Annotated in this window: 18 protein-coding genes; 15 read left to right on the top strand and 3 right to left on the bottom strand. The window is 62.6% G+C overall.

Features of this window, described 5'->3' with window-relative positions; genetic code table 11:
* Window positions 1–117: 117 nt before the first annotated feature.
* From GS429_RS08655 to GS429_RS08695, 9 genes are all read left to right on the top strand, one after another.
* Window positions 118–1,425: a methyl-accepting chemotaxis protein gene (locus tag GS429_RS08655; RefSeq protein WP_160064611.1), complete on the top strand. Its 1,308-nt coding sequence runs from the start codon at window positions 118–120 to the stop codon at window positions 1,423–1,425.
* Window positions 1,426–1,896: 471 nt separating this feature from the next.
* On the top strand, window positions 1,897–3,000 hold the full coding sequence (locus GS429_RS08660) for a substrate-binding domain-containing protein (protein ID WP_235920775.1): 1,104 nt from the start codon (window positions 1,897–1,899) through the stop codon (window positions 2,998–3,000).
* 53 nt (window positions 3,001–3,053) lie between these two features.
* Window positions 3,054–4,634, top strand: coding sequence for an ABC transporter ATP-binding protein (locus GS429_RS08665; RefSeq protein ID WP_160064615.1), 1,581 nt, complete (start codon window positions 3,054–3,056; stop codon window positions 4,632–4,634).
* Between the two features lie 50 nt (window positions 4,635–4,684).
* A complete protein-coding gene (locus GS429_RS08670) occupies window positions 4,685–5,761 on the top strand; it encodes an ABC transporter permease (RefSeq protein WP_160064681.1) in 1,077 nt (358 codons plus the stop codon).
* Window positions 5,758–6,771, top strand: coding sequence for an ABC transporter permease (locus tag GS429_RS08675; RefSeq protein ID WP_160064617.1), 1,014 nt, complete (start codon window positions 5,758–5,760; stop codon window positions 6,769–6,771). Before GS429_RS08670 ends, GS429_RS08675 begins: the two co-directional genes overlap by 4 nt.
* A gap of 123 nt (window positions 6,772–6,894) precedes the next feature.
* On the top strand, window positions 6,895–7,410 hold the full coding sequence (locus GS429_RS08680; protein WP_160064619.1) for a DUF411 domain-containing protein: 516 nt from the start codon (window positions 6,895–6,897) through the stop codon (window positions 7,408–7,410).
* A gap of 132 nt (window positions 7,411–7,542) precedes the next feature.
* Window positions 7,543–9,210, top strand: coding sequence for a tRNA uridine(34) 5-carboxymethylaminomethyl modification radical SAM/GNAT enzyme Elp3 (locus GS429_RS08685; RefSeq protein WP_328821304.1), 1,668 nt, complete (start codon window positions 7,543–7,545; stop codon window positions 9,208–9,210).
* A 408-nt stretch (window positions 9,211–9,618) separates the two neighbouring features.
* A complete protein-coding gene (locus tag GS429_RS08690; RefSeq protein WP_160064623.1) occupies window positions 9,619–10,089 on the top strand; it encodes an Lrp/AsnC family transcriptional regulator in 471 nt (156 codons plus the stop codon).
* A gap of 681 nt (window positions 10,090–10,770) precedes the next feature.
* Window positions 10,771–11,298, top strand: coding sequence for an HTH domain-containing protein (locus GS429_RS08695; RefSeq protein ID WP_201293990.1), 528 nt, complete (start codon window positions 10,771–10,773; stop codon window positions 11,296–11,298).
* 609 nt (window positions 11,299–11,907) lie between these two features.
* On the opposite strand, the gene GS429_RS08700 is transcribed toward GS429_RS08695, so the two are convergent.
* Complete coding sequence (locus GS429_RS08700; protein WP_160064625.1) at window positions 11,908–12,690, bottom strand: HpcH/HpaI aldolase family protein; 783 nt, start codon at window positions 12,688–12,690, stop codon at window positions 11,908–11,910.
* Window positions 12,691–13,318: 628 nt separating this feature from the next.
* Here GS429_RS08700 and tenA point away from each other — a divergent pair.
* Window positions 13,319–13,978, top strand: a complete 660-nt coding sequence (gene tenA / locus GS429_RS08705; protein ID WP_160064627.1) for a thiaminase II — start codon at window positions 13,319–13,321, stop codon at window positions 13,976–13,978.
* Complete coding sequence (locus GS429_RS08710; protein ID WP_328821306.1) at window positions 13,975–14,736, top strand: TenA family protein; 762 nt, start codon at window positions 13,975–13,977, stop codon at window positions 14,734–14,736. Before tenA ends, GS429_RS08710 begins: the two co-directional genes overlap by 4 nt.
* 50 nt (window positions 14,737–14,786) lie before the next feature.
* Here the strand turns inward: GS429_RS08710 and GS429_RS08715 are convergent, their stop codons facing one another.
* Window positions 14,787–15,431 carry a hypothetical protein gene (locus tag GS429_RS08715; RefSeq protein WP_160064629.1) on the bottom strand — a complete coding sequence of 215 codons (645 nt, stop codon included), beginning with the start codon at window positions 15,429–15,431 and terminating at the stop codon, window positions 14,787–14,789.
* A gap of 249 nt (window positions 15,432–15,680) precedes the next feature.
* Between GS429_RS08715 and rqcH the strand changes: the two genes are divergently transcribed.
* From rqcH to GS429_RS08730, 3 genes are all read left to right on the top strand, one after another.
* Window positions 15,681–17,852, top strand: coding sequence for a ribosome rescue protein RqcH (gene rqcH, locus GS429_RS08720; protein ID WP_160064631.1), 2,172 nt, complete (start codon window positions 15,681–15,683; stop codon window positions 17,850–17,852).
* A 174-nt stretch (window positions 17,853–18,026) separates the two neighbouring features.
* Window positions 18,027–18,320 carry a hypothetical protein gene (locus GS429_RS08725; protein ID WP_160064685.1) on the top strand — a complete coding sequence of 98 codons (294 nt, stop codon included), beginning with the start codon at window positions 18,027–18,029 and terminating at the stop codon, window positions 18,318–18,320.
* 414 nt (window positions 18,321–18,734) lie between these two features.
* On the top strand, window positions 18,735–20,498 hold the full coding sequence (locus GS429_RS08730; RefSeq protein WP_160064633.1) for a YcaO-like family protein: 1,764 nt from the start codon (window positions 18,735–18,737) through the stop codon (window positions 20,496–20,498).
* Window positions 20,499–20,586: 88 nt separating this feature from the next.
* Here GS429_RS08730 and GS429_RS08735 read toward each other — a convergent pair whose 3' ends face one another.
* Window positions 20,587–21,069: a hypothetical protein gene (locus tag GS429_RS08735; protein ID WP_235920776.1), complete on the bottom strand. Its 483-nt coding sequence runs from the start codon at window positions 21,067–21,069 to the stop codon at window positions 20,587–20,589.
* A gap of 127 nt (window positions 21,070–21,196) precedes the next feature.
* Here GS429_RS08735 and GS429_RS08740 point away from each other — a divergent pair, with 127 nt between their 5' ends.
* Entirely contained in the window at window positions 21,197–21,739 is a 543-nt protein-coding gene (locus GS429_RS08740) for a cupin domain-containing protein (protein ID WP_160064635.1), read from the top strand.
* The last annotated feature ends 323 nt before the right edge of the window (window positions 21,740–22,062 follow it).

A 22,062-nucleotide genomic window follows, 5' to 3' on the forward strand; every position in this document is an offset into this window, starting at 1 on the left:
TGTGATCGGGTGTGCACTGACTTCCAGTGGCTACTATAGTAAACCTGACTCAGGTCGACCGATTGTCAGGTGGCCGAACAACAAATCAGTGGTGAGTCTCTATTCCCGGATAATCACATGTCCCAACCCGACCGGATATCGGAACACTTCGATCTCGAGGACGAATTCAGGCAGTTAGACGAGCAAAAAGCCAGGGTAATGCTCCAGGAGCGGACCAAAGAACTCACCGCTATTAAACGGGCCAACGAACTGTTCGGCGAGATCGACCGGCCGGTCACGGACCTTGCCGACACCTACGCACGCGAACTGCCACAGTGGTTCCAGTATCCGACGGTGACCGAGGCGCGGATCGACGTCGGCGATCACATCGCCGAGTCCGACGGATTCAGGCGGACGTCTCATCCGCTGACGACCGAGGAACGAACCGACGGCGGAACGCGGATCTCGATCACGGTCGTCTACACGGAAGACCGGCCGGAGGAAGACGACGGACCGTGGCTTACCGAAGAGCAGGAACTGATCGACACGCTCGTCACCTACGTCACGAACTACGCCGACCGCGTCGAGCGCCGGCAGGCCGTCGAGGACGATGTCCAGTCCGCAGTTCAGGAGGTTCGTACAACCTCCGACGAGATCGCCACGAGCACGGGACAGATCACCGACCTCGCGACCGAGCAGGTCGAGTCGATGGACGAGGTCGCCAGCGAGGTCGCGGAGATGTCGGCATCCGTCGAGGAGATTGCCTCGACCGCCGAAGAGGTCGCAGCGACCAGCGAGCGTGCCGGATCGCTCTCGGAGGACGGCCAGGGGGCCGCGACCGAAGCGATCGACGTCATCGAACGGGTCGATGACTCCGCACAGGACGTCGTAACCGATGTCGAGCAACTCGAGGCCCGGATCGACGAGATCGACGAGATCGTCGAGGTGATAAACGACATCGCCGACCAGACGAACCTGCTCGCGCTGAACGCCTCGATCGAGGCCGCACACGCCGGCAACGAGGGAGACGGGTTCGCCGTCGTCGCCAACGAAGTCAAGTCGCTGGCCGAGGAGTCACAGTCTCACGCCGGCGAGATCGAACGAATGGTCGCCGATATCAAGGAAGACACCGCGGACACCGTCGAGAGCTTAGAGGAGACCACCGAACAGGTCGACCGCGGAATCGAGCAGGTGACCGACGCGATGGAACGACTCCAGGAGATTACAGACGCGGTCCAGGAGGCCTCCGAAGGGATCAGGGACGTCTCGAACGCGACCGACGATCAGGCCGCGAGCACCGAGGAGGTCGCGAGCATGGTCGACGAACTCGTCGAGGAAGCCGAAACGATCGCCGACGAGATCGAATCGGTCGCGGAAGCGAACGAGAAACAGGTTTCGCGCGCCCACGAGATCGAAGAGCGAGTTCACACCCTGACGGGCAACTAATCGCGCCGGCACGGACCCTGGAAGTTCGAGGCGATCGATTCCGATCCGACCGAAACCGAAGCGTCCAGCAGGTCTGTGGGAGGTTCGTCGAGCGGATCGTCGCTGGCGAAATCGGACGCAACGAGGTTGAGAAGCCAAACCAATCACGGCCCGCTCAGCGAAACGCTCGCGTAACACGTGCTCTTCTCCGCTACCCGCCGCCACGAGGTCCTGAGCGACCGCGTTTTCAGTGTCCAGAGGATCGTGTACGGTATACGGTGTGTAGTGTACATCGACTGCCGGAGCCAACTCGAGTTCGGAGCGTCCGTCCCGTCGGACTCTCGTTGATCTAGTTTCTGACTAGCGCTGCTTAAATCATCGAATGTTCGTCCAATTCTTCGAGGGGGATCACCAGTAATACGGGGGATCGACGAAGCGAGTATATGAATGCGAGTAAAATTATTATAGATGGAAGTTAGAGGTGGTTATGTTATGGTAGATTATGAAGGGGACGGTGTGCCAGGTACGGAATCAACGACAATCCAAAGACGAACAGTTCTTGCGGGCGGTGGCGCGCTCGTTGCCGGTACTGCACTCGCCGGCTGTATCGGCGACGACGGAAACGGGGGCGGCGAAACGAACGTCGCCATCATTTCGAGCCCCGCCGGGTTCGACGACAACGCGTTCAACGACAACGCCGTCGAGGGACTCGAGGAAGCCGCGAACGATTTCGACCTCGAGTATACGACGGTCGAGGAGACGGAAGAGGCCCAGTACGAATCGACACAGGCGGACACCGCCGAGAGCGGCTACGATCTTATCATCTGCGTCGGGGACAATCACACGGATCCGCTGGAGACGAACGCCGAACAGTATCCGGACCAGAACTGGATGCTGATCAACAACGTCATCGACGGCGCCGACAACGTGTCGGGCTGGATCGAGATGAACAACGAGATGTCGTTCCTGGCGGGCGTCGTGGCCGGCGTAATGACTGACGAGGAATTCGAACACGATGATAGCGAAACCGATCCGGACGAGTCCATCGTCGGGTTCGTCGGCGGCGAAGATATCCCCCTGATCAACGCGTTCGAGCAATCGTATATCGAGGGCGTCGAGTGGGTCAACGACGACGCGGAGGTCCTGACCGGCTACGGCGGGAGCTTCTCCGATACGGGTGCGGCGAACGACGTCGCCGAATCCCAGATCGACGACGGCGCGGACATCGTCTGGCACGCCGCCTCGGCCGCGGGAGCGGGTGCCTTTTCGGCGGCCCAGGACAACGATCGCTTCGCGCTCGGGGTCGACGTCGATCAGTCCGTCACCGAAGACCAGTACCAGGACGTCATCCTCGGCTCCGCGGTCAAGGCCCTCAACGAGGCGACCTATCAGGTCGCGGAATCGGTCGTCGAGGACGATTTCGAGAGCCAGGTCGGCGAGCAGAACCTCAGCGTCGAGCAGGGCAGTATCGACTTCGTCGTCGGCCAGGCGTTCGAAGGCGAACTCCCCGACGACGTCGATCAATACCTCGACGAGGCGAGAGAAGGGTTCGAAAACGACGAAATCGATCTGACCTGCGGTCCGACCAGCTGCTGACGAACTCGCCGATTTTCAGTTTATAGGCATGAAGGCATTTCCACCGGAGGACCATGACTGCACGTAAGACACCGCCCGCGGTTCGACTCGAGAGCATCACCAAACGGTTCGGAGACGTGGTCGCGAACGATGACGTCGACTTCACGCTAGAACGGGGATCGATCCACGCGCTTCTCGGCGAGAACGGCTCGGGGAAGACGACCCTGATGAGCGTTCTCTACGGGCTGTACGATCAGGACGAAGGGACGATTTCCGTCGACGGCAAACCGCGGACGTTCGACTCCCCTCGAGACGCCATGCGGGCGGGCGTCGGCATGATCCACCAGCACTTCCAGCTCGTCAAACCGATGACGGTACTCCAGAACATCGTCTTGGGCCACGAGCCGACCGACAACGGGCTGGTCGACGAGTCGGCCGCCAGAGCCGAGATCGAGGAGATCTGTTCGCGATACGATTTCGACGTCGATCAGTATCTGGACACGCCGGTCGAAGAACTCGATCTCGGCGCTCAACAGCGCGTCGAGATCATCAAAAGCCTCTACCGAGGCGCGGAGATCCTCATTCTCGACGAACCGACGGCGGTGCTCACCCCGCAGGAAGTCGAGCGGTTGATGGACGTCATGAACGACCTCAGGGAGGACGGTCACTCCCTCATCTTCATCTCCCACAAGTTAGACGAGGCGCTGACGATCGCCGACGAGATCACCGTCCTCCGAGACGGTGAGGCCATCGACACCGTCCGTGCCGAAGAGACGACTGAGCAGGATCTGGCGCGGATGATGGTCGGACGAGAGGTCCTCTTCGACCGCCTCGAGCGCGAGACGGTTCCTGGGGAGCCGGCGCTCGAGGTCGACGGGCTTCGAATGCACGGCGACCGCGGCCAGGAGCAAGTCAGCAGCGTGGATTTCACCGTCCGAGAGGGCGAGATTCTCGGCATCGCGGGCGTCCAGGGGAACGGACAGAGTGAACTCGTCGAGGGGATCACGGGGCTTCGCTCCGTCGCGTCGGGGTCGGTTCGATTCCGAGGATCGGACATCACCGGCACGAGTCGTCGTGACCGTATCGAGGACGGTATCGCCTACATCCCGGAGGATCGCCAGACCGAAGGGCTCGTCCAGGAGTACTCCCTCGTCCGGAATGCGCTGCTGGGTAATCAGACGATCGAACCGTACGCCAACGGCGGGATGCTCGACTGGACGGCGGTCCGGGACCACGCCGAGGAAATCATTCAGGAGTTCGACGTTCACCCTCCCGACGCCGACGCCGGCGCGACGTCGCTGTCCGGCGGCAATCAGCAGAAGTTCATCGTCGGTCGAGAGATCGGCCACGATCCGGACGTGATGGTCGCCTCGCACCCGACTCGCGGCGTCGATATCGGCTCCATCGAGTTCATCCACAATCGGCTGATCGAACTCCGCGCGGAGGGGCTGGCGATCGTCGTCGTCTCGTCGAAACTCGAGGAGATCCAGAAACTCGCCGACCGAATCGCGGTCATGTACGAGGGCGAGTTCATCGACGTCGTCGATCCGGAAACGGTAACCGAGGAGGAACTCGGGCTGTTGATGACGGGACAGCGCCTCGAGGACGAAGAGGGAACGGGTGAGAGCGAATCGGACAGAGGTGTCCAGGCGTGAGCGGCGACGACGACGGACTCCGAGGAGCGCTCGACCGTGCGGCCGCGTACATGCTCGACGCGACGGTACTCGAGCGGATCGGGATCGCGATCGCGTCGACGGCGCTGGCGCTGTGTATCGGACTGCTCATCGTTGCGGCGGCGGGACACAACCCGCTTCTGTTCGCCAATCAACTGGTCATCGGTTCGTTCGGGAGCGAACGGGCCGTGGCGCGAACGTTGACGTTTTCGGTGCTGTTCGTTCTGGCCGGCATTGCCGTGGCCATCGCGTTCCGGGCAGGCGTGTTCAATATCGGCGTTCAGGGCCAGTTCATCGTCGGCGGGTTCGCGACCGTCGCATCGATCGTCTCGCTCGCGCCGTACCTGCCGGACGGTACGGTCGGCGGCATCGTCCTGATGCTCGTCGGAACGCTCGCGGCCGTCGTTGCCGGCGGATTGTACGCGGCGTTACCGGGCGTCCTCAAAGCGTACGGCGACGCGAACGAGATCATCACGACGATTATGTTGAACTTCATCGCCATCGGCTTCGTCGGGTGGCTCGTCGCCGGCCGGTTCAGCGATCCGGAGGCGACGGCGACGCGAACGGAACGCCTGCCGGACAACGTCGGGTTCCCGTCGGTCGTATTCGACGACCCGAACCTCTCGATCGTCGGTATCGGCGCGACGATCGCCGTCGTCGCGCTCATCGCCGTTATCATGACCCGAACCAGTTTCGGCTACGACATGGTGACGAGCGGGCACCAGGAATCCGCCGCGACGTACTCGGGCGTCGACGCCAAACGGATGATCGTCTCGACCATGACCCTGTCGGGCATGGTCGCCGGCCTGACCGGAGCGATTTTCGCCATCATGATCCAGGGGTACTTCACCGATCCGTCCGGCATCGGCAACTACGGGTTCGACGCCATCGCCGTGAGCCTGCTCGCGGCGAACAATCCCGTCGGGGTCGTCCCGGCGGGGCTGCTGTTCGGCGGCCTCGAGTCCGCCGGGTCGCACATCCAGATCAACAGCGACGTTCCGGTCCAGTTGATCGACGGCATCGTCGGTCTCGTCGTCCTGTTCGTCGCCGTCCCGGAACTGTTCCGTATGATGGCCCAGCGGACGGGGTTGGGCGGTGATCGCGAATGAGTCTCACCGAGTACACCGGGCGAAAGCGAGTCCGAATCGGCGCTCTCGCCCTGGTCGTCCTGATCGTCGGCGGCGCGGGACTGACCGTGCGGTCGGGCATCGCACTCGATCGGCTCTTTACGGCCGGCTTCGCGACGCGATCGGTAGAGATGGCGACCCCCATCGCGCTCGCGGCCATCGGCGGCCTGTACGCCGAAAAGAGCGGCGTGTTCAACATCGGCCTCGAGGGATTCATGATCTTCGGCGCGTTCAGCGCGGCGGCGAGTATGTACGCTCTCGGCGGCACGTCACCCACCCAGGGACAGGTCTGGCTCGCGGTCGCCGTTTCCGCCGTGATTTCGACGCTGATCACGGTTGCGTTCGCGGTCCTGTTGATTCGGTACGAGGCGGACCAGATCGTCGCGGGATTGGCGGTCTGGTTTATCGGACTCGGCTTCGCGCCGTTTACCGCGGCCATCATCTGGGGAAGCCGCTCGAGTCCGGGGCTCGCGAGCGTCAACTCGGTCGCGTTCGGCCAGTCGCCGTTCGTCATCCTCACCGTACTGATCGTCCTGGCGTCCTGGGTGGTCCTCTATCGGACCCGATACGGGTACTGGGTACAGGCAGCGGGTGAGAATCCGGAGGCGCTGGATACCGCGGGCGTCGACGTCACTCGCGTCCGATACGCTACGGTGATCTTCTCCGGGGCGATGGCAGGGCTCGGCGGTGCCGTCTTGCTCGCTCACGCCGGCAACTTCGTCGGCATCGGCGATACGATGGTCGAGGGGCGGGGATGGATCGGTATCGTCGCCTACCTGTTCGGCAACTACAACCCGATCGGCGCGGCCGGTGCGGCGTTGCTGTTCGGTGCCCTGGACATGCTGAACGTCCAGTTCCAGACGGTCGGAATCGAGGTCTCCGCACGGCTCGTCAACCTTCTTCCGTACGTCGCCGTGATCATTGTGCTCTCGGCGTGGGGGAAGACGCGGATGCCGTCGTCCGTCGGCGAGTCTTACGAAAGCGAAGACTGACTCGCCACCCTCGAGCAGAATTCGTTTCTTCCCTCCCCGTATCGATTCCGTTCCCGTCGGACGTTCCGGAACGGTACTCCCCAGATCGGACGCTATATACCCGTTCAGTCACTGACTTCGAGTATGGCGATATCGCGCCGACGACTCTGTTCCGTCGGAGGGACCCTCGTTTTCATCGGGTTAGCCGGCTGCCTCGACGGAACTGACGACGGAACAGATACTGCCGAACGCAGCAGGTCCGATACCTGGGCGTGGTCCGGCTCGGTCCCCGTCGAGTCGGTCGTCCAGCACCACGACCCCTCCTGTGGCTGTTGCAGCGAGTACGTCGCGTACCTCGAGACCAACGGCGTGGACGTAACGGTCGAAACGACGGGTGACGTCGAGGGAGTCAAGCGCGATCTGGGCGTTCCGGAAGACGCCGCGAGCTGTCATACGATCGAGTTCGGCGACTACCTGATCGAAGGCCACGTTCCGCTCGAGGCCATCGAGGAACTGTTCGCGGATCAACCGGCCGTCGACGGGCTCACAGCACCGGGCATGCCCCGTCATTCGCCGGGAATGGGACCGCCGGGTGACGAGCCGCTGACGGTCTACGCCTTCGAGGCGTCGGGCGACGTCTTCGAGTACACCGAGGTTTGAAACCGTCGACGGTCGTCTCCGATCGAGTCGCGGTCGAAACGCACGTCGTCCCGGCGGTCGTGACACCGGCGGGAAACGTGCAAAGTCGCGAGTCCGACACGCTTATTCGCGATGGGCGACCAAATCCGTGTAGTGAGTACCGAGACGCCCGATTCCGATCCAACCGAAACCGAAGCGTTCGAGCAGGTCTGTAAGACGCTCGTCGAGCGGATCCTCGCGGGCGAAATCGAACGCGACGAGGTCGAGAAGGCCAAACTCGAGGCCTGTTCGGAACACTCGGCACCCAAGGTGCCCAAAAATTCCGAACTGCTGGATTACGCGCCCCAGGAGCACCGCGAGGATCTCCAGACGGTGCTCCAGCGCAAACCCGTCCGCACCGCGTCGGGCGTCTCGCCGGTCGCGATCATGACGTCGCCCGAGCGGTGTCCCCACGGCAAGTGTCTCTACTGCCCCGGCGGCCCCGACTCGGAGTTCTCGAGTTCCCAGAGCTATACCGGCGACGAGCCCGCCGCCGCCCGCGGCGTCCAGAACGATTACGACCCCTACGGACAGGTGACGCTGCGTCTCGAGCAGCTACGGGAGATCGGTCACCCCGTCGACAAGGTCGAGCTGATCCTGATGGGCGGGACGATGACCGCCCGCAGCCACGACTACCAGGAGTGGTTCGTCAAGCGCGCGCTCGAGGCGATGAACGACTACGACGTCGACAAGGAGCCCGAACCGGCCGAGGGCGAGAGCTTCGCACAGGACCCCGAGGAGTACGAGTGGCAGTACCTCGAGGACGTCATCGCCGAAAACGAGACGGCGGACATCCGCAACATCGGGACGACCTTCGAGACCAAACCCGACTGGTGTGATCCCGAGCAGATCGACCGAATGCTCGATCTCGGCGGGACGAAAGTCGAGGTCGGCGTCCAGACGACCTACGAGCGCATCAACCGCGAAATGCACCGCGGCCACGGCGTTCAGGCGTCGATCGAGGCCAACCAGCGCCTGCGAGATTCGGCGTTCAAGGTCGGCTTCCACATGATGCCCGGCCAACCGGGGATGAGCAAAGAGATGTGCCTCGAGGACTTCCGTCGCATCTTCGAGCAAGAGCAGTGGAAGCCGGATTACCTGAAAATCTACCCGACGCTGATCGTGCGGGGTACCGCGACCTACGACTGGTGGCACAAAGGCGAGTTCGACCCGCTCGGCAACGAGGAGGCGGCCGAGTTGATCGCCGAGATCAAGGATATGATCCCGCGATATACGCGTCTACAGCGCGTCCAGCGGGACATTCCCGCGGACTACATCGACGCCGGCGTCTGGAAGTCCAACCTCCGCCAGCTCGCTCGAAAACGGATGGACGACCACGACTGGACCTGCGAGTGTATCCGCTGTCGGGAGGCCGGAATGAACGACGCGGAACCCAACGAGGTCGAACTCGACGTGATGACCTATCAGGCCTGTGGCGGCACGGAACATTTCATCTCCATCGAGGACTTCGAACAGGATCTCCTGATCGGGTTCTGCCGACTCCGATTCCCGAACGATCCGGTGCGACCGGAACTCGAGAACGCGGCGCTCGTTCGGGAACTCCACGTCTACGGGACCGAAGTCGCCGTCGGGAGCGAGAGCGACGGAGACCAACACCAACACCAGGGCTACGGTCGCCGACTGATGGACCAGGCCGAAGCGCTCGCTGCGGGGGCCGGCTACGACAAACTGAGCGTCATTTCCGGAATCGGTGCGCGGGAGTACTACCGAAACAAGCTGGGCTACCATCAGGATGGCCCGTACGTGAGCAAGCGCCTCTGAGGCGGCGGTGATGAAGTTTGGATGGTAAATCGCCTTCTGCAGTTACGATCGAATTCTGTAGCAGACTTCAGTTCACAGGTGGACGCTTCGATGACCTCGGTATCGAGAATCTTTCGAGTCTGAAGGGTGTTGACTTCAGTAGACTCGTTACCAGTAGTTGGTACTGTAATTTCTTTATACCGGGTAGTCCGTGAAACTCGCTCTCAGTAGAGGGGAGGCAGGTAGCGGAACGGGGTTTGATTTCACTGATAGCGGTCAGGAACGGTGTGGTGAATGTAATGGGTGGATACAGTAAGCATTCTACGTCCGTTCCTTTCATTCCGCGCCGAATCACTCGCTCGCTGGAACTGCCCATCGTACAAGATGACTGGAAAAAATCTCTTTCAAATGGTCCCCGTATTCGTATCCATGGTTCACAGTCTCGACGATGTCGACCGAGGGATTCTCCACCTTCTCCAAGAGAACGCGCGAGGAGCTACAGCCGGAGATATGGCCGATATGGTTGGAACCTCGGCTAGCACAGTGCGAAACCGCATCGAGTACCTTGAGCAGGGCGTGATTCGGGGCTATCATCCCGAGATCGACTACGAAGAAGCGGGATTCGAACTCCATCTGTTCATCGTTTGTCGAGCGCCGGTTGTAAAACGAGCCGAGTTGGCCCAGGAAGCGCTCGAGTTCCCCGGCGTGATCAACGTTCGTGAAATGACAACTGGTACCCACAACGTCCACATTGAGTCGGTGGCCGTCGATTCCGAGATGGCAGATGAGACCCTTACGGGAATCGAGAACCTCGGCCTCGAAATCGTCTCCAGTCAGGTCATCAAGGAGTACCACGTTCAGCCGTTCGATCACTTCGGACAGGATCTGTTCGAGGACTGAACACTCGGCGCATATATTCTGCCACCTTTGGTTGGGGCGTCTATCTTCTCCGAGTATCGTGCCAGAACACGCCACGAGTATGTCTCGGCGATAGGCTCGAAGACGTACGTATCGAAGAACAACGATAGTACCAACTAACTGTTTACACACCGATCGCACTGTCCGCGGTTCTCACCTTTCGGGCTCCGAACTGGGCTCCCGTCGTGCGACCGGGTGTGCACTGGCTTCCAGTGGCTACTATACCCCAGCGACACGGGAGGAGCGTTGGGTGAGTGGATAGGGTCGAGAGATTGTGATCATCCGCATACTGTTCTTTCCCGCAGCTCTCGGCTATAACCTGTTTAATCCGCAGCGCCTGTAACTATGGACGCAACAGACACTCTTCCGTGTGTGGCACGTACTAGCATGTATGATTGCACATTCCTCAAGTCAAGATCGGCTCATGGCTATCTGTGGCTCCTGTGGCGCAGCATACGCGGCCAAAGTCCTCTCGGATGGACGGATTCAGCCAATAGGTATCGGCTCCTGTGACTGCGGGTCCGAGGACTTCAAACCAGTGGATGAATAGCCCACCGCGAACAACCTTGAGCATTTTTGGAGGGACATCTAGTTCTGATTTCACAAGTCCAAACTTGGATAGAAATCCGAGAGAGATGAACTACCTCTCTTTTCCCATCAGCAATGACAGAACAAACTGAGAACGCGGCTACAAAACGCGCTGTGCTGTATCTTCGCCAACGCACGTCCCCGGAGATTGTGCAGCAACTCCGTCAGACTGTGGCCCGAGTACGGCAGATAGAAGACGATGGGATTGCAGATGTGGAAATCAAAACGTGGGGATCTGTGAATCCTGCGCTCGAGGAGATCAGTGATTCTGGTCCCTCGGTTTCACTCACGGTCAAATCGTTCCAATCATGGGCTGACCGCGAGGGGTACACCCTTCGCCCAGCGTTTGAGCGACGCGAAATCAGTTCATTACTCAGTTCTCAACCAGCCACAGAAATCCAGATACCGATCATCTGCGTAGCCGTGTATGAAGGTGATGACCTGCGCTGTGTTGCCCCATGCTCCGATGGTGAGCAGACATATTCCGTCGAAAACTGTCTCGCTGCACTCGAGGTTGGGCTCACGGATCCGTTTGCCTTGGAAACACAAATTGAGGCGAAACGCGAGAAGAGTTCGAATGAAACCTTGCAAGACCAGAAGTGAGTCGGCGACTATAGTAGCCACTGGAAGTCAGTGCACACCCGGTCGCACGGGGCGAGCGCGGAAGAAGGACGCGAGGACCGCGGAGACGCGAATAGCGCGGGATCAACGATCCCGCGAACCATGCGAACGGCGACACGCCGCCGTAAGCGGGTTCGATCGGTGTGTAAACAGTTCCAGCATTGATCTTTAGTTAAGCCCAGTAATAATATTATAGACTATATTATGCATAACACTATTAGAGACGAGAGAAGTCATGACTCGGACTCTGGTATTGCCAAATCGGTCGATAAGTGCACCTCGCAAACTCTGTTTTCTCCTCATAGCCGACTTGAGAGAGTTGGATCTGGACGAAAAACGATGTTACTGAGTATTACTGTGAATATTAACTAAAGACGAATGACAGTTCTAGTTGATATTATAGACGGTTGAGGGACCCGTCCGAGAATCAGCTTGCTCAGCACCGATCACGGAAGTGAGTAGCTGTCGATTCATAACAGGTGAGGTACCGTATTGCCTTGTGACGCTTCCTTCGTTCGAATTCGACATGATGTTCGCTCAGAGAGTTCCTATATCGAACTCTCTCAAGCACCGAAAACTGAGATAGGTGACTCACTCGTCTCGCGTGTCCATCGCCGCTTCGAACATCGCCTTCGCCCGTCGACCGCCCGCCTTCACGTAGTCGATATCGACGCCGGCCAGCACGAAGTCGAAGCCGCGGTCGACCCACCGCTCGATCTCGTCCTCCTCGAACGCGAGCGTCGCGACGGGCTTGTCGACGGCGTGGCCTGCCTCGAGAATCCGATCGACGGCCTCGAGAAACTCGCCGCCGTCGGTCTCGCCGAAGACGCCGAGCGCAGCGGAGAGGTCCGCGGGACCGACGAACAGTCCGTCGAGCCCGTCGACCGCGGCGATCTCTTCGACGTTCGCGAGTCCGGCTTCGGTTTCGATCTGGGCGATCGTGATGAGGTCCTCGTTTGCACGCTCGAGATACTCTGGGAACGCCTCGCCGTACTCGGTCCCGCGGCCGTAGCCGACGCCACGGATGCCCTCGGGCGGGTAGCGAGTGGCTTCGACGAGCGCGCGTGCGTCCTCGGGCGTGTCGATCATCGGTGCCATCACGCCGTCGACGCCGGCGTCGAGGACGCGTTTGATCTCCGTCGGATCGTTCTCCGAGAGGCGGACGATCGTTCCGGGGTCGGTGTCGGTGTCTGCGGCGTCGATCGCTCGCGCCATCTCGGTGATCGTCTCGATCGAGTTCGTCGAGTGCTCGCCGTCGATCACGACGGCGTCGAACTCGAGGCGGGCGCTGAGTTCGGCGATCGCGGGATCGCTCAGCGCGACCCAGGTGCCGACGAGCGGCTCTCGGTTTCGGAGGGAAGAGTGGAACGTCATGCCACTGTGTTCGCCGATTCGTGAGAAAAGGCCACCGGTGGCGGATCGGTATTGGGTTCGGCCGCTCAAGGACTCGGTCTATCGGGCGTCGCGGCGTTTCGAGGCCGATAAACGCGGAACGGTCCCTCCGCAACCGGCTCTGAGAGCAGTAGTTCGGGTGGAGCACGGTGACGATGTCCTCGCGTCTCGGACTGACACCTCTCGAAAACGGCGAACCACGCTCATAAAATCTTTCCTCTAGTACAGAAAATTTATGGTGCCTCGCGATGGATTCCGTCATGCCGACGCTTGTCGGCACCGTTGTCTGCTCCCCAAACCGACAGCGGTACACCGAATTGCCTCTCACCCGGCACGCCGTGTGCTCCCCGGTTCGCTCGCTCCCCACTGGGCGACCCATCACGGCGTGTCCGTTTCGTTCGACCCGTTCGAATTCGAAGCTGTTGTAACTGCCCAGGATACGGAATGGGTTCGTGAGCGAGGGTAACTGTTCACTCCGGTAACTCGTCGACCGTGATGTCGTCTGCAACCCACCTGCTGTCCCGCCGGAGAGCGGTCCGCGTCTCGTCGCTGTAATAACTGTATTATACCATCTAATTATAATACTGCGGAGATCGAACTTCGAGAGGAGATGGGTATCAGTGATCAGCTTCTCGAGGACGGCGAGCACGTTTGGACGGCACAGAAAGCACACCCGTTCGTTCGCGAACTCGCGGCGGGAACGGTAGACGAGGCGGCGTTTCAGCACTGGGTGAAACAGGACTACAGGTACCTGCTGGATTACGCGCGACTGTTCTCGATTGCCGGCTCGAAGGCTCGCAACGAGGAGACGATGACCCACCTGTTGGGCGTCGCCCACGAGGTGTTAGACCACGAGATGGAACTCCACCGGGAGTTCGCCGCCGACTACGGAATCTCGCGCGAGGAACTCGAGACCGTCGAGAAGGCGCCGACCTGCCACGCGTACACGAACTTCCTCGTCCGAACCGCCTACGAGGGATCGATCGCCGAGATCGCGGCGGCGCTGTACCCGTGCATGCAGGGCTATCTCGACGTAGCCGAACACATGGCCGACCTCGCCGAGGAGACCCACCGATACACGCCGTTCATCGAGATGTACACCGGCGATGAGTTCCGCGACGCGACGGCCTGGTGTCGGGAGTTCGTCGATCACTGCGGCAAACGGTACCCCGGCGAACACGACGCCATGCGCGAGGCGTTTCTCACGAGCGCCAAACTCGAGTACCGCTTCTGGGAGATGGCGTACACGCTCGAGGGGTGGGAGCTGTGACTGGCGAGACGTACGCGGAGTACACGGAGTACGCGACTAGGACCGACGAAACCGACGACCCCAGATTCACCGACTGGCTCCGCGAGCGGGCCGAACCCGCGTGGACCGACGCGATCGAACACTCGTTTACGGACGAACTCGGCGCCGGGACGCTCTCCGAAGACGCGTTCGTCGAGTACCTGGTCCAAGACTACGCCTTCGTGAACGACCTCGTCGGCGCCTTCGGCCACGTGGTCGGGCAGGCGCCCGATATGGCGGCCAAACGATCGCTCGTCGAGTTTCTCGATACGATCACCGACGACGAGAACGACTACTTCGAGCGATCGTTCGAGGCGCTCGAGGTGCCCGAATCACGTCGGAACGATCCCGAACTCGTCGAACCGACCGCGGCCTTCGTCGATCTGCTCGGCCGCGGGGCCGCCGAAGGCGGGTACGCCGAGACGCTGGCCGTGCTCGTGCCGGCCGAGTGGATCTACGAGCGGTGGGCCGTCGCCGCCGTCGAGGCGTACGCCGAGTCCGGGGCCGACGGCTCACCCAGCGCGGGTGCCGATCTTCCGTTCTACTACGTCGAGTGGATCGACCTCCACGCGACCGACGGCTTCCGCGACTTCGTCGACTGGCTTCGGAGCCAACTCGACGCTATCGGGCCAGCGCTGTCGCCGCGACGGCAGGCTCGAGTCGAGTCGCTGTTCCGGCGGACCGTCGATCTCGAGGTGGCGTTTTTCGACGCGGCGCTCGCCTCGGCGGGGGACGCCTAACTGACAGCTCCCGTCCGAATCACGCCCAACTGACGGCTCCCGTCGCCGCGTTAGTCGACCGTAACTTCGAGTTCCAGAATACCCAGATACTCGGGCGCGCCGCCGCCGGTCTGTCGCAACTCGGTGGCCGTCGAGCCGATGTAATCGTAGAACTCCGAAGGGCTCTGCGGGATCACGGGCGTCCCGTCGTCGCGCTTGAGATACGCGGGAGCATCCGTTCCCTGAATTCGAGCGACGCGCTCGTCCCAGTCGTCGCCTGCGTAGAGGAAGACTCCGAACGAGAACCGGCCCGCCGCGAGTGCCTCGTGTTTGGACTCGAACATCGCGGCTTCCTCGGTCTTGTACTCCTCGTCGCTCACCCAGGCGAGCGCCGCCACGCCGTCGGCTTGCAGGAGGTAGAGATCCCAACCGAGCGTCGCGTCGAACACGGCCCAGGTGTTTCGCGGACCGACGGTGTCGACCTCGATGCTGAAGGCGGGTCGTCCTCGAGCGCCGGCCGGCTCGTGGACGAACGTGGCGTCGTAGCCGGGGGCGCGAATGCCTCGGTCGTGGTAGACGATCCCGTCGACGTCGATCTCCTCGTCGAGCTGGTCGACGATGGACCGGACGGAGAACGCGCCCTCGTCCTCGAGGTGGTCGACGAACGTGGAAAACTTGGAGACGTCCGTCCACGGGCGGGCGTCGGGCTGGCTCATAGCTGGTGACCTCCGCTGGATGACTGACGCTCGGCCCGGTCTCCGTGTCGATCCCGAGCGTGCTGCCGGCTGGACGACACATTTCGGCCCCCTCCCCACACGCGTCTGACGTCGACGCCGTCGTTCATACCGCAACATGCGATCCCGGAGCGGATTAGCTTTTCCGACCGGACCGACTGCGGGGCCGTGAACCGACGCTGAGGCCGGCGGAGCGACACGCCTTTTTGACAGCGCCGGGCAGTTACGAGTATGGATCCAAAGCGGGAGCTTACGAGCGTCGACCTCGCCGCCCTCGTCGGGGAACTCGGAGCCTACGAGGGTGCGAAGGTCGATAAGGCCTATCTCTACGGCGACGACCTCGTCCGACTCAAGATGCGGGACTTCGATCGGGGCCGCCTCGAACTCGTCCTCGAGGTCGGCGAGATCAAGCGCGCCCACACGGTCGCCCCGGAGCGAATCCCGGACGCCCCCGGACGGCCGCCGCAGTTCGCGATGATGCTCCGGAACCGACTCTCCGGTGCGGACTTCGCCGGCGTCGAGCAGTACGAGTTCGACCGTATCCTCGAGTTCGTCTTCGAGCGCGACGACGGCACCACCCGGATCATCGTCGAGCTGTTCGGCCAGGGGAACGTCGCCGTCACCGACGGCGAGTACGAGGTGATCGACAGCCTCGAGACGGTCCGGCTGAAGTCCAGAACGGTCGTGCCGGGTTCGCGCTACGAGTTCCCGGATAGCCGAATCAATCCGCTGACGGTTTCCCGGGAGGTCTTCGACCGGGAGATGGAGGACTCGGACACCGACGTCGTCCGAACCCTCGCAACGCAGCTCAACTTCGGCGGCCTCTACGCCGAGGAGGTCTGTACCCGCGCCGGCGTCGAGAAGGGGATGGGTATCGACGACGCCGACGAGGCCGTCTACGATCGGCTATACGAGGCCATCGAGCGGCTGGCGCTCGACCTGCGAAACGGGAACTTCGAACCGCGGCTCTACCTCGAGGAGCCTGCTGAGGGCGACGACGGTGGCGACGGTGGCGACGACGGCACCGACAGCAACGCCGAGAACGCCCGCGTCGTCGACGCGACACCCTTCCCGCTCGAGGAACACGCCGAACTGGCCGCCGATCCCTACGACTCGTTTCTGTCCGCGCTCGACGACTACTTCTTCCGGCTTGAACTCGAGGACGAGGAGGAGCCGGATCCGACCGACCAGCGCCCCGATTTCGAGGAGGAGATCGCCAAACACGAGCGGATCATCGAACAACAGCAGGGCGCGATCGAGGGATTTGAACAGCAGGCCGACGAGTTGCGAGACCAGGCCGAGTTGCTGTACGCCGAGTACGGGCTGGTCGACGACATTCTCTCGACGATCCAGAACGCCCGCGAGCAGGATCGGCCGTGGGACGAGATCGAGGAACGGTTCGCGGAGGGTGCTGATCAGGGCATCGAGGCCGCCGAGGCCGTCGTCGGCATCGATAACAGCGAGGGGATGGTGACGGTCGATATCGACGGCGAGCGGATCGACCTCGCGGCCCAGCAGGGCGTCGAGCAGAACGCCGACCGTCTCTACACCGAGGCAAAGCGCGTCGAGGAGAAGAAAGAGGGCGCGCTGGCGGCTATCGAAAACACCCGAACGGACCTCGAGGAGGCAAAGCGCCGACGCGACGAGTGGGAGGCAACGGATCAGGACGAGGCGGACGACGCCGAGGAGGAAGACGACGGACAGGATCGGGACTGGCTCGCCGCGCCGTCGATACCGATCCGCGAGAACGAGCCCTGGTTCGATCGATTCCGGTGGTTCCACACCAGCGACGGCTATCTCGTGATCGGTGGCCGAAACGCCGACCAGAACGAGGAACTCGTCAAGAAGTATCTCGAGCCGGGTGACACCGTCTTTCACACGCAGGCCCACGGCGGCCCCGTCACCGTGTTGAAGGCGACCGATCCCAGCGAGGCCTCCTCGTCGGACATCGAACTGCCCGACTCGAGCATCGAGGAGGCCGCCCAGTTCGCCGTTACCTACTCTTCGGTGTGGAAGGACGGCCGCTACGCGGGCGACGTCTACGCCGTCGACTCCGATCAGGTCACGAAGACTCCCGAAAGCGGCGAGTACCTCGAGAAAGGCGGGTTCGCGATCCGCGGCGACCGAACCTACCATCGGGATACGCCGGTCGCCGTCGCAGTCGGCATCCAGTGTGAACCCTACACCCGCGTGATCGGCGGCCCGCCGTCGGCCGTCGAGGGACAGGCCGAGACGACGATCGAACTCGAGCCCGGACGCTACGCCCAGGCCGACGCCGCAAAGCGGCTCTACCGGCGCTTCCGCGAGGAGTTCGCGGACGAGTCGTTCGTTCGCAAGATCGCCAGCCCGGACCGGATTCAGCACTTCATGCCGCCGGGCGGGAGTCGGATCAAAGAAGAATAACGTCGTCTCCGTCCCACCGTCCGACGGGTGCTGTTCGAGCGACGATTGTCCCGACTTTCCGGGTCCACGAGTCCCAGAGGCGAGCAGTGACCGGTGCGGCTCGAGACGGCCGTCCTCAAACTGGCTGCACCTGCCGGGCCCAGCCCTACCCCGCCGAGCGTGGACGCCTCGAGCATGGTCGATATCGACACCGACGCGGAAACCGATCTCGAGTTGGGCAAGGCCACGATCGTCTACGAGACCCCGACGGGCGACCTCGAGCGAGCCACCGTCGACAACGATCGAATCGCGTACTTTCAGGGACACTGGCTGTTCGCCTACGGGACCGACGCGGACGGCAACGATGTCGTTCGTCGGGTCCCAAGAGAGCGGGTCCGTCTCGTCGAGCGCTCCGTCGAGGAAATCGAGGAGCGATTCGAGACGGCCGTCGACAAGACGAAGGGCAAACTCGAGGACCTCGTCGACTGAGCGACTCGCGCGGCGGATTCGAGCGCGAGGAGATCGCCGAGGGGGTCGGGCCTTCGACGCGAGTTCGACACGGACGGCTCAGCGGCCGAGACGCGACTCGTGTTCGCTCACGTTATCACGCAACAGCTATGCTCACGGCCTCCCGGGAAGTGCCGCGACGCCTAATGGGGTGCGAAAGAACGGTCGCTACCTGTCTTTTCTGCGGGTCCGCCTACGCGGCGGAGATACGGGGCGACGGAACGGCCCAACCGATTGGAAGACGAAGCGGGAGTGATACGTTCAGTACGCACCCAGCCCTACGCCCTGCTGTCATAGGCTCGCCACTACATCGCACACTCGAGTCACTCTGAGGACGACCCGCAATCGCGACCCGCGAGCGCGGCGCTTTTGACGCCGGCCTGTGAGCGTATTCGTATGCACATTCACGTCGTCGGCGACGATCCGGTCCGTGCGGCCGTCGTCGCCGCCCTCGGAGACGTCGACGTTACCGTCGAGGACGCCAGTCCGGACGACCTCGAGACCGCCCGGTTTGCCGTCGTCAGCGACGTCGCCGGCTCGGCCACGTTCCGGCGGGCGAACGACGCGGCTCGAGCGGGCGCCACCCCCTGGGTCGCCGTCGAGATCGGCGGCGTCGGCGGCCACCCACTGTCGGCGGTAGATGCGGCCGTCTCGGGGTTCGCACCCGGAACGGGCTGTTTCGATTGTCTCCGCGCTCGCGTCGCCTCGAACCTCGAAGAGGGACAGCTGAGCGACGGACCGCAGGCGGATCGCAGTACGGCGCGGCTGGCCGGCGCGCTCGCGGGCAGGGAGTGCGTTCGCGTCTTCTCCGGCGACGAGCGGTCGGTGATCGGCGCAACGGTCGAACTGCCCCACCACAGGCGGCGGTTCCTGCCCGTTCCGGGCTGTGGCTGTCAGGACGGGAGCCGGGAACGGACACTCGAGCGCGACGACGAGACGCTCGGTCTCGACGCGGTCGTCGAACATGCCGAAGCGACGATCGACGACCGGGTCGGGGTCGTCACCAGCATCGGCGAGGTCGAGTCGTTCCCCGCGCCGTACTACCTGGCGACGACGGCGGACACGTCGGGCTTTAGCGACGCCAGCGCACCGACCCAGGCCGCCGGCGTCGCCGACGACTGGAACGCCGCGCTGATGAAAGCCGTCGGCGAGGGACTCGAGCGCTACTGCGCCGGCGTCTACCAGGACGACGACTTCGTGCACGCGAGCGAAGATGCCCTCGAGAACGCGGTCGCTCCCACGGCGCTGGTCCGGCCCGACGATGCCCCCGACTACGACGCGAGCGACGAGCACCGATGGGTTCCAGGGGAGAACCTCGCGACCGGCGAGTCGGTTCACCTGCCCGCTGCGGCGGTCCAGTTCCCACAGCCCGGTGAGCGACTTGTCCCGTCGATCACGACCGGCCTCGGACTCGGCTCGTCGACCGTCGACGCCCTGGTATCGGGACTGACGGAGGTCCTCGAGCGCGACGCGACCATGCTCGCGTGGTATTCGACGTTCGAGCCGCTCGGACTGGCGGTCGAGGACGCCGCCTTCGATGTCCTCGAACGCCGCGCCCGAAGCGAGGGGCTGTCGGTGACGCCGTTGCTCGTGACGCAGGATATCGACGTCCCTGTGATCGCCGTCGCCGTCCACCGCGATCCGAGCACGCTGGACGGTTCCATGGGGCCGCGCGACGAGGACTGGCCGGCGTTCGCCGTCGGCTCCGCGGCGGGACTCGACGCAACCGCGGCCGCGCGGTCGGCGCTCGAGGAAGCGCTACAGAACTGGATGGAACTGCGAAATCTCGGTCCCGAAGACGCCGCCGACGCCTCCGGTGCGATCGGCGACTACGGCTCCTTCCCCGACGCCGCTCGGGAGTTCGTCGACGTCGATCGAACGATTCCGGCCGCCAGCGTCGGTCCCGACTCGATCCCGTCGGGCGAAGCGGCACTCGAGGCGCTCGTCTCGCGGGCTCGAGACGTCGGCTTGACGCCGTGCGCGGCGCGGCTGACGACCCGCGACGTCGAGCAGGCTGGGTTCGAGGCGGTTCGCGTCGTCGTCCCGGGTGCTCAGCCGTTGTTCACCGGGGAGCCGTTCTTCGGCGAGCGAGCGCAGACGGTGCCCGACGATCTCGGCTTCGAGCCGCGACTCGAGCGGGTGTTCCATCCGTACCCCTGATCCCGGTCAGCGTCGGTCGGTGGTGATATCGCTCGCCGATGGTCTGACAGCAACGTAGAACGCGGGCCGGGAACGGTTCCGCAGACCGCTAGTCGTCTGCGTCGTCAGTTTCGTTTCCGTCCGTCTCAGACGTCTGGTTTCCGTCGGTGTCCGCGTCGCTCGAGGTGGTTTCGTTCCCCGCGTTCTCGCCGTCTTGCGGCTCGATCACGATCTCATCGTTGTAGAGCCAGACCAACACGAGGGTGGTGTCCTCGGTGACCGTTTCGACGGTGACGTCTACTTTCTCCTCGTCCTCGATTCGAGTGACGCGGAAGCTCTGGTTCGTCTTGTCGAGGTTCGGAGCCCCGATCGTCTCACCGGGCGTCACGGAGTAACTCTGGTCGTAGCTCTGGCGATCGGTGGTCGGTTCGTAGGCCTCGAGTTGGACGTTGTGCGTTCGGTCGGATTCGTTGTGGATTTCGAGGGGAATGACTCCCTGGAGCCCGAAGTGTTCTCGGACACCGTCGATACAGCCCGCAAGCCCGACGGCGGCTCCTACTGCGGCGGACTGAAGTAGTGTACGGCGGTTCACAGTCGATTCTCAGGAACGGACGACCGTAGGCGTTACTCTTCGTTGCTCGAGGTCGTGGCCATCGGTCTCGTGACGCTTGGAAGGGGATGGCGTGCGGTTTTATGCCACAATAGACACACGGCCGTGTATGGACAAAGTCCAAATCGACGACGTCGACATCGAAACCAATCCGATGGGCGTTCACTCGATTCGACGGCCGATTTCAAAGGCGCTCGGCTTCACCGACTTCGCGATGAACTACTTCGAACTCGAGCCCGGCGAGTCCTTCTCGGGCGGGTTACACACCCATCACGATCAGGAAGAGGTGTTTTACGTCCAGCAGGGGACGGCTACGTTCGAGACGCACGCATTGCAAGGGGACGGCGACACGAACGATGAATCCGCACCCGCGAGCGACGAGCACAGCGAGGTCACCGTCGAAGCCGGCGAGGTGATTCGGTTCGCGCCGGGCGAGTTCCAGAAGGGGTACAACGACAACGACGACGGCGACGAGACAGTCGTCGGCTTCGCGTTCGGCGCTCCTGGCGCCCAACACGACTGGGAGCAGATCGAGTCGCTGATCTACTGCCAGGAGTGCGAGGAGGAACTCGGCCACGGGCTCGAACTCACTGACGAAGGGGCCTTCCGGATGACCTGTACCGAGTGTGGGAATTCGTTCGTCATCGGGTGAGTTCCCTCGAGGGAGCGGCCCGGTCGTCGCTCTCGGGACGGAATCTCACCTCGAGTGACGCGGGTACGTCGCGTTTTCCTCGCGGGTCGTGTTGTCATGTTAACGCATACATGTTATCACGTCTACGGCGCTTTTTCACATGTCGTTGTGAGTGATAGTCTCTGCTGTGGCGGGCTGTGCGATACGACCGTCGAATAGCTCACTGAACGGCGAAACGGCGACTCGAGGCTCGGGTCGTCCAATCGGAGATTCGGGCGGACGTCCTCGAGTCGATCCACAAGGTAAACGCGAGCCGTCAGTCGGACCGTTTTTCACCCTGAACG

The sequence above is a fragment of the Natronorubrum halalkaliphilum genome, assembly GCF_009834785.1.
GTDB classification, from domain to species: Archaea; Halobacteriota; Halobacteria; order Halobacteriales; family Natrialbaceae; genus Natronorubrum; species Natronorubrum halalkaliphilum.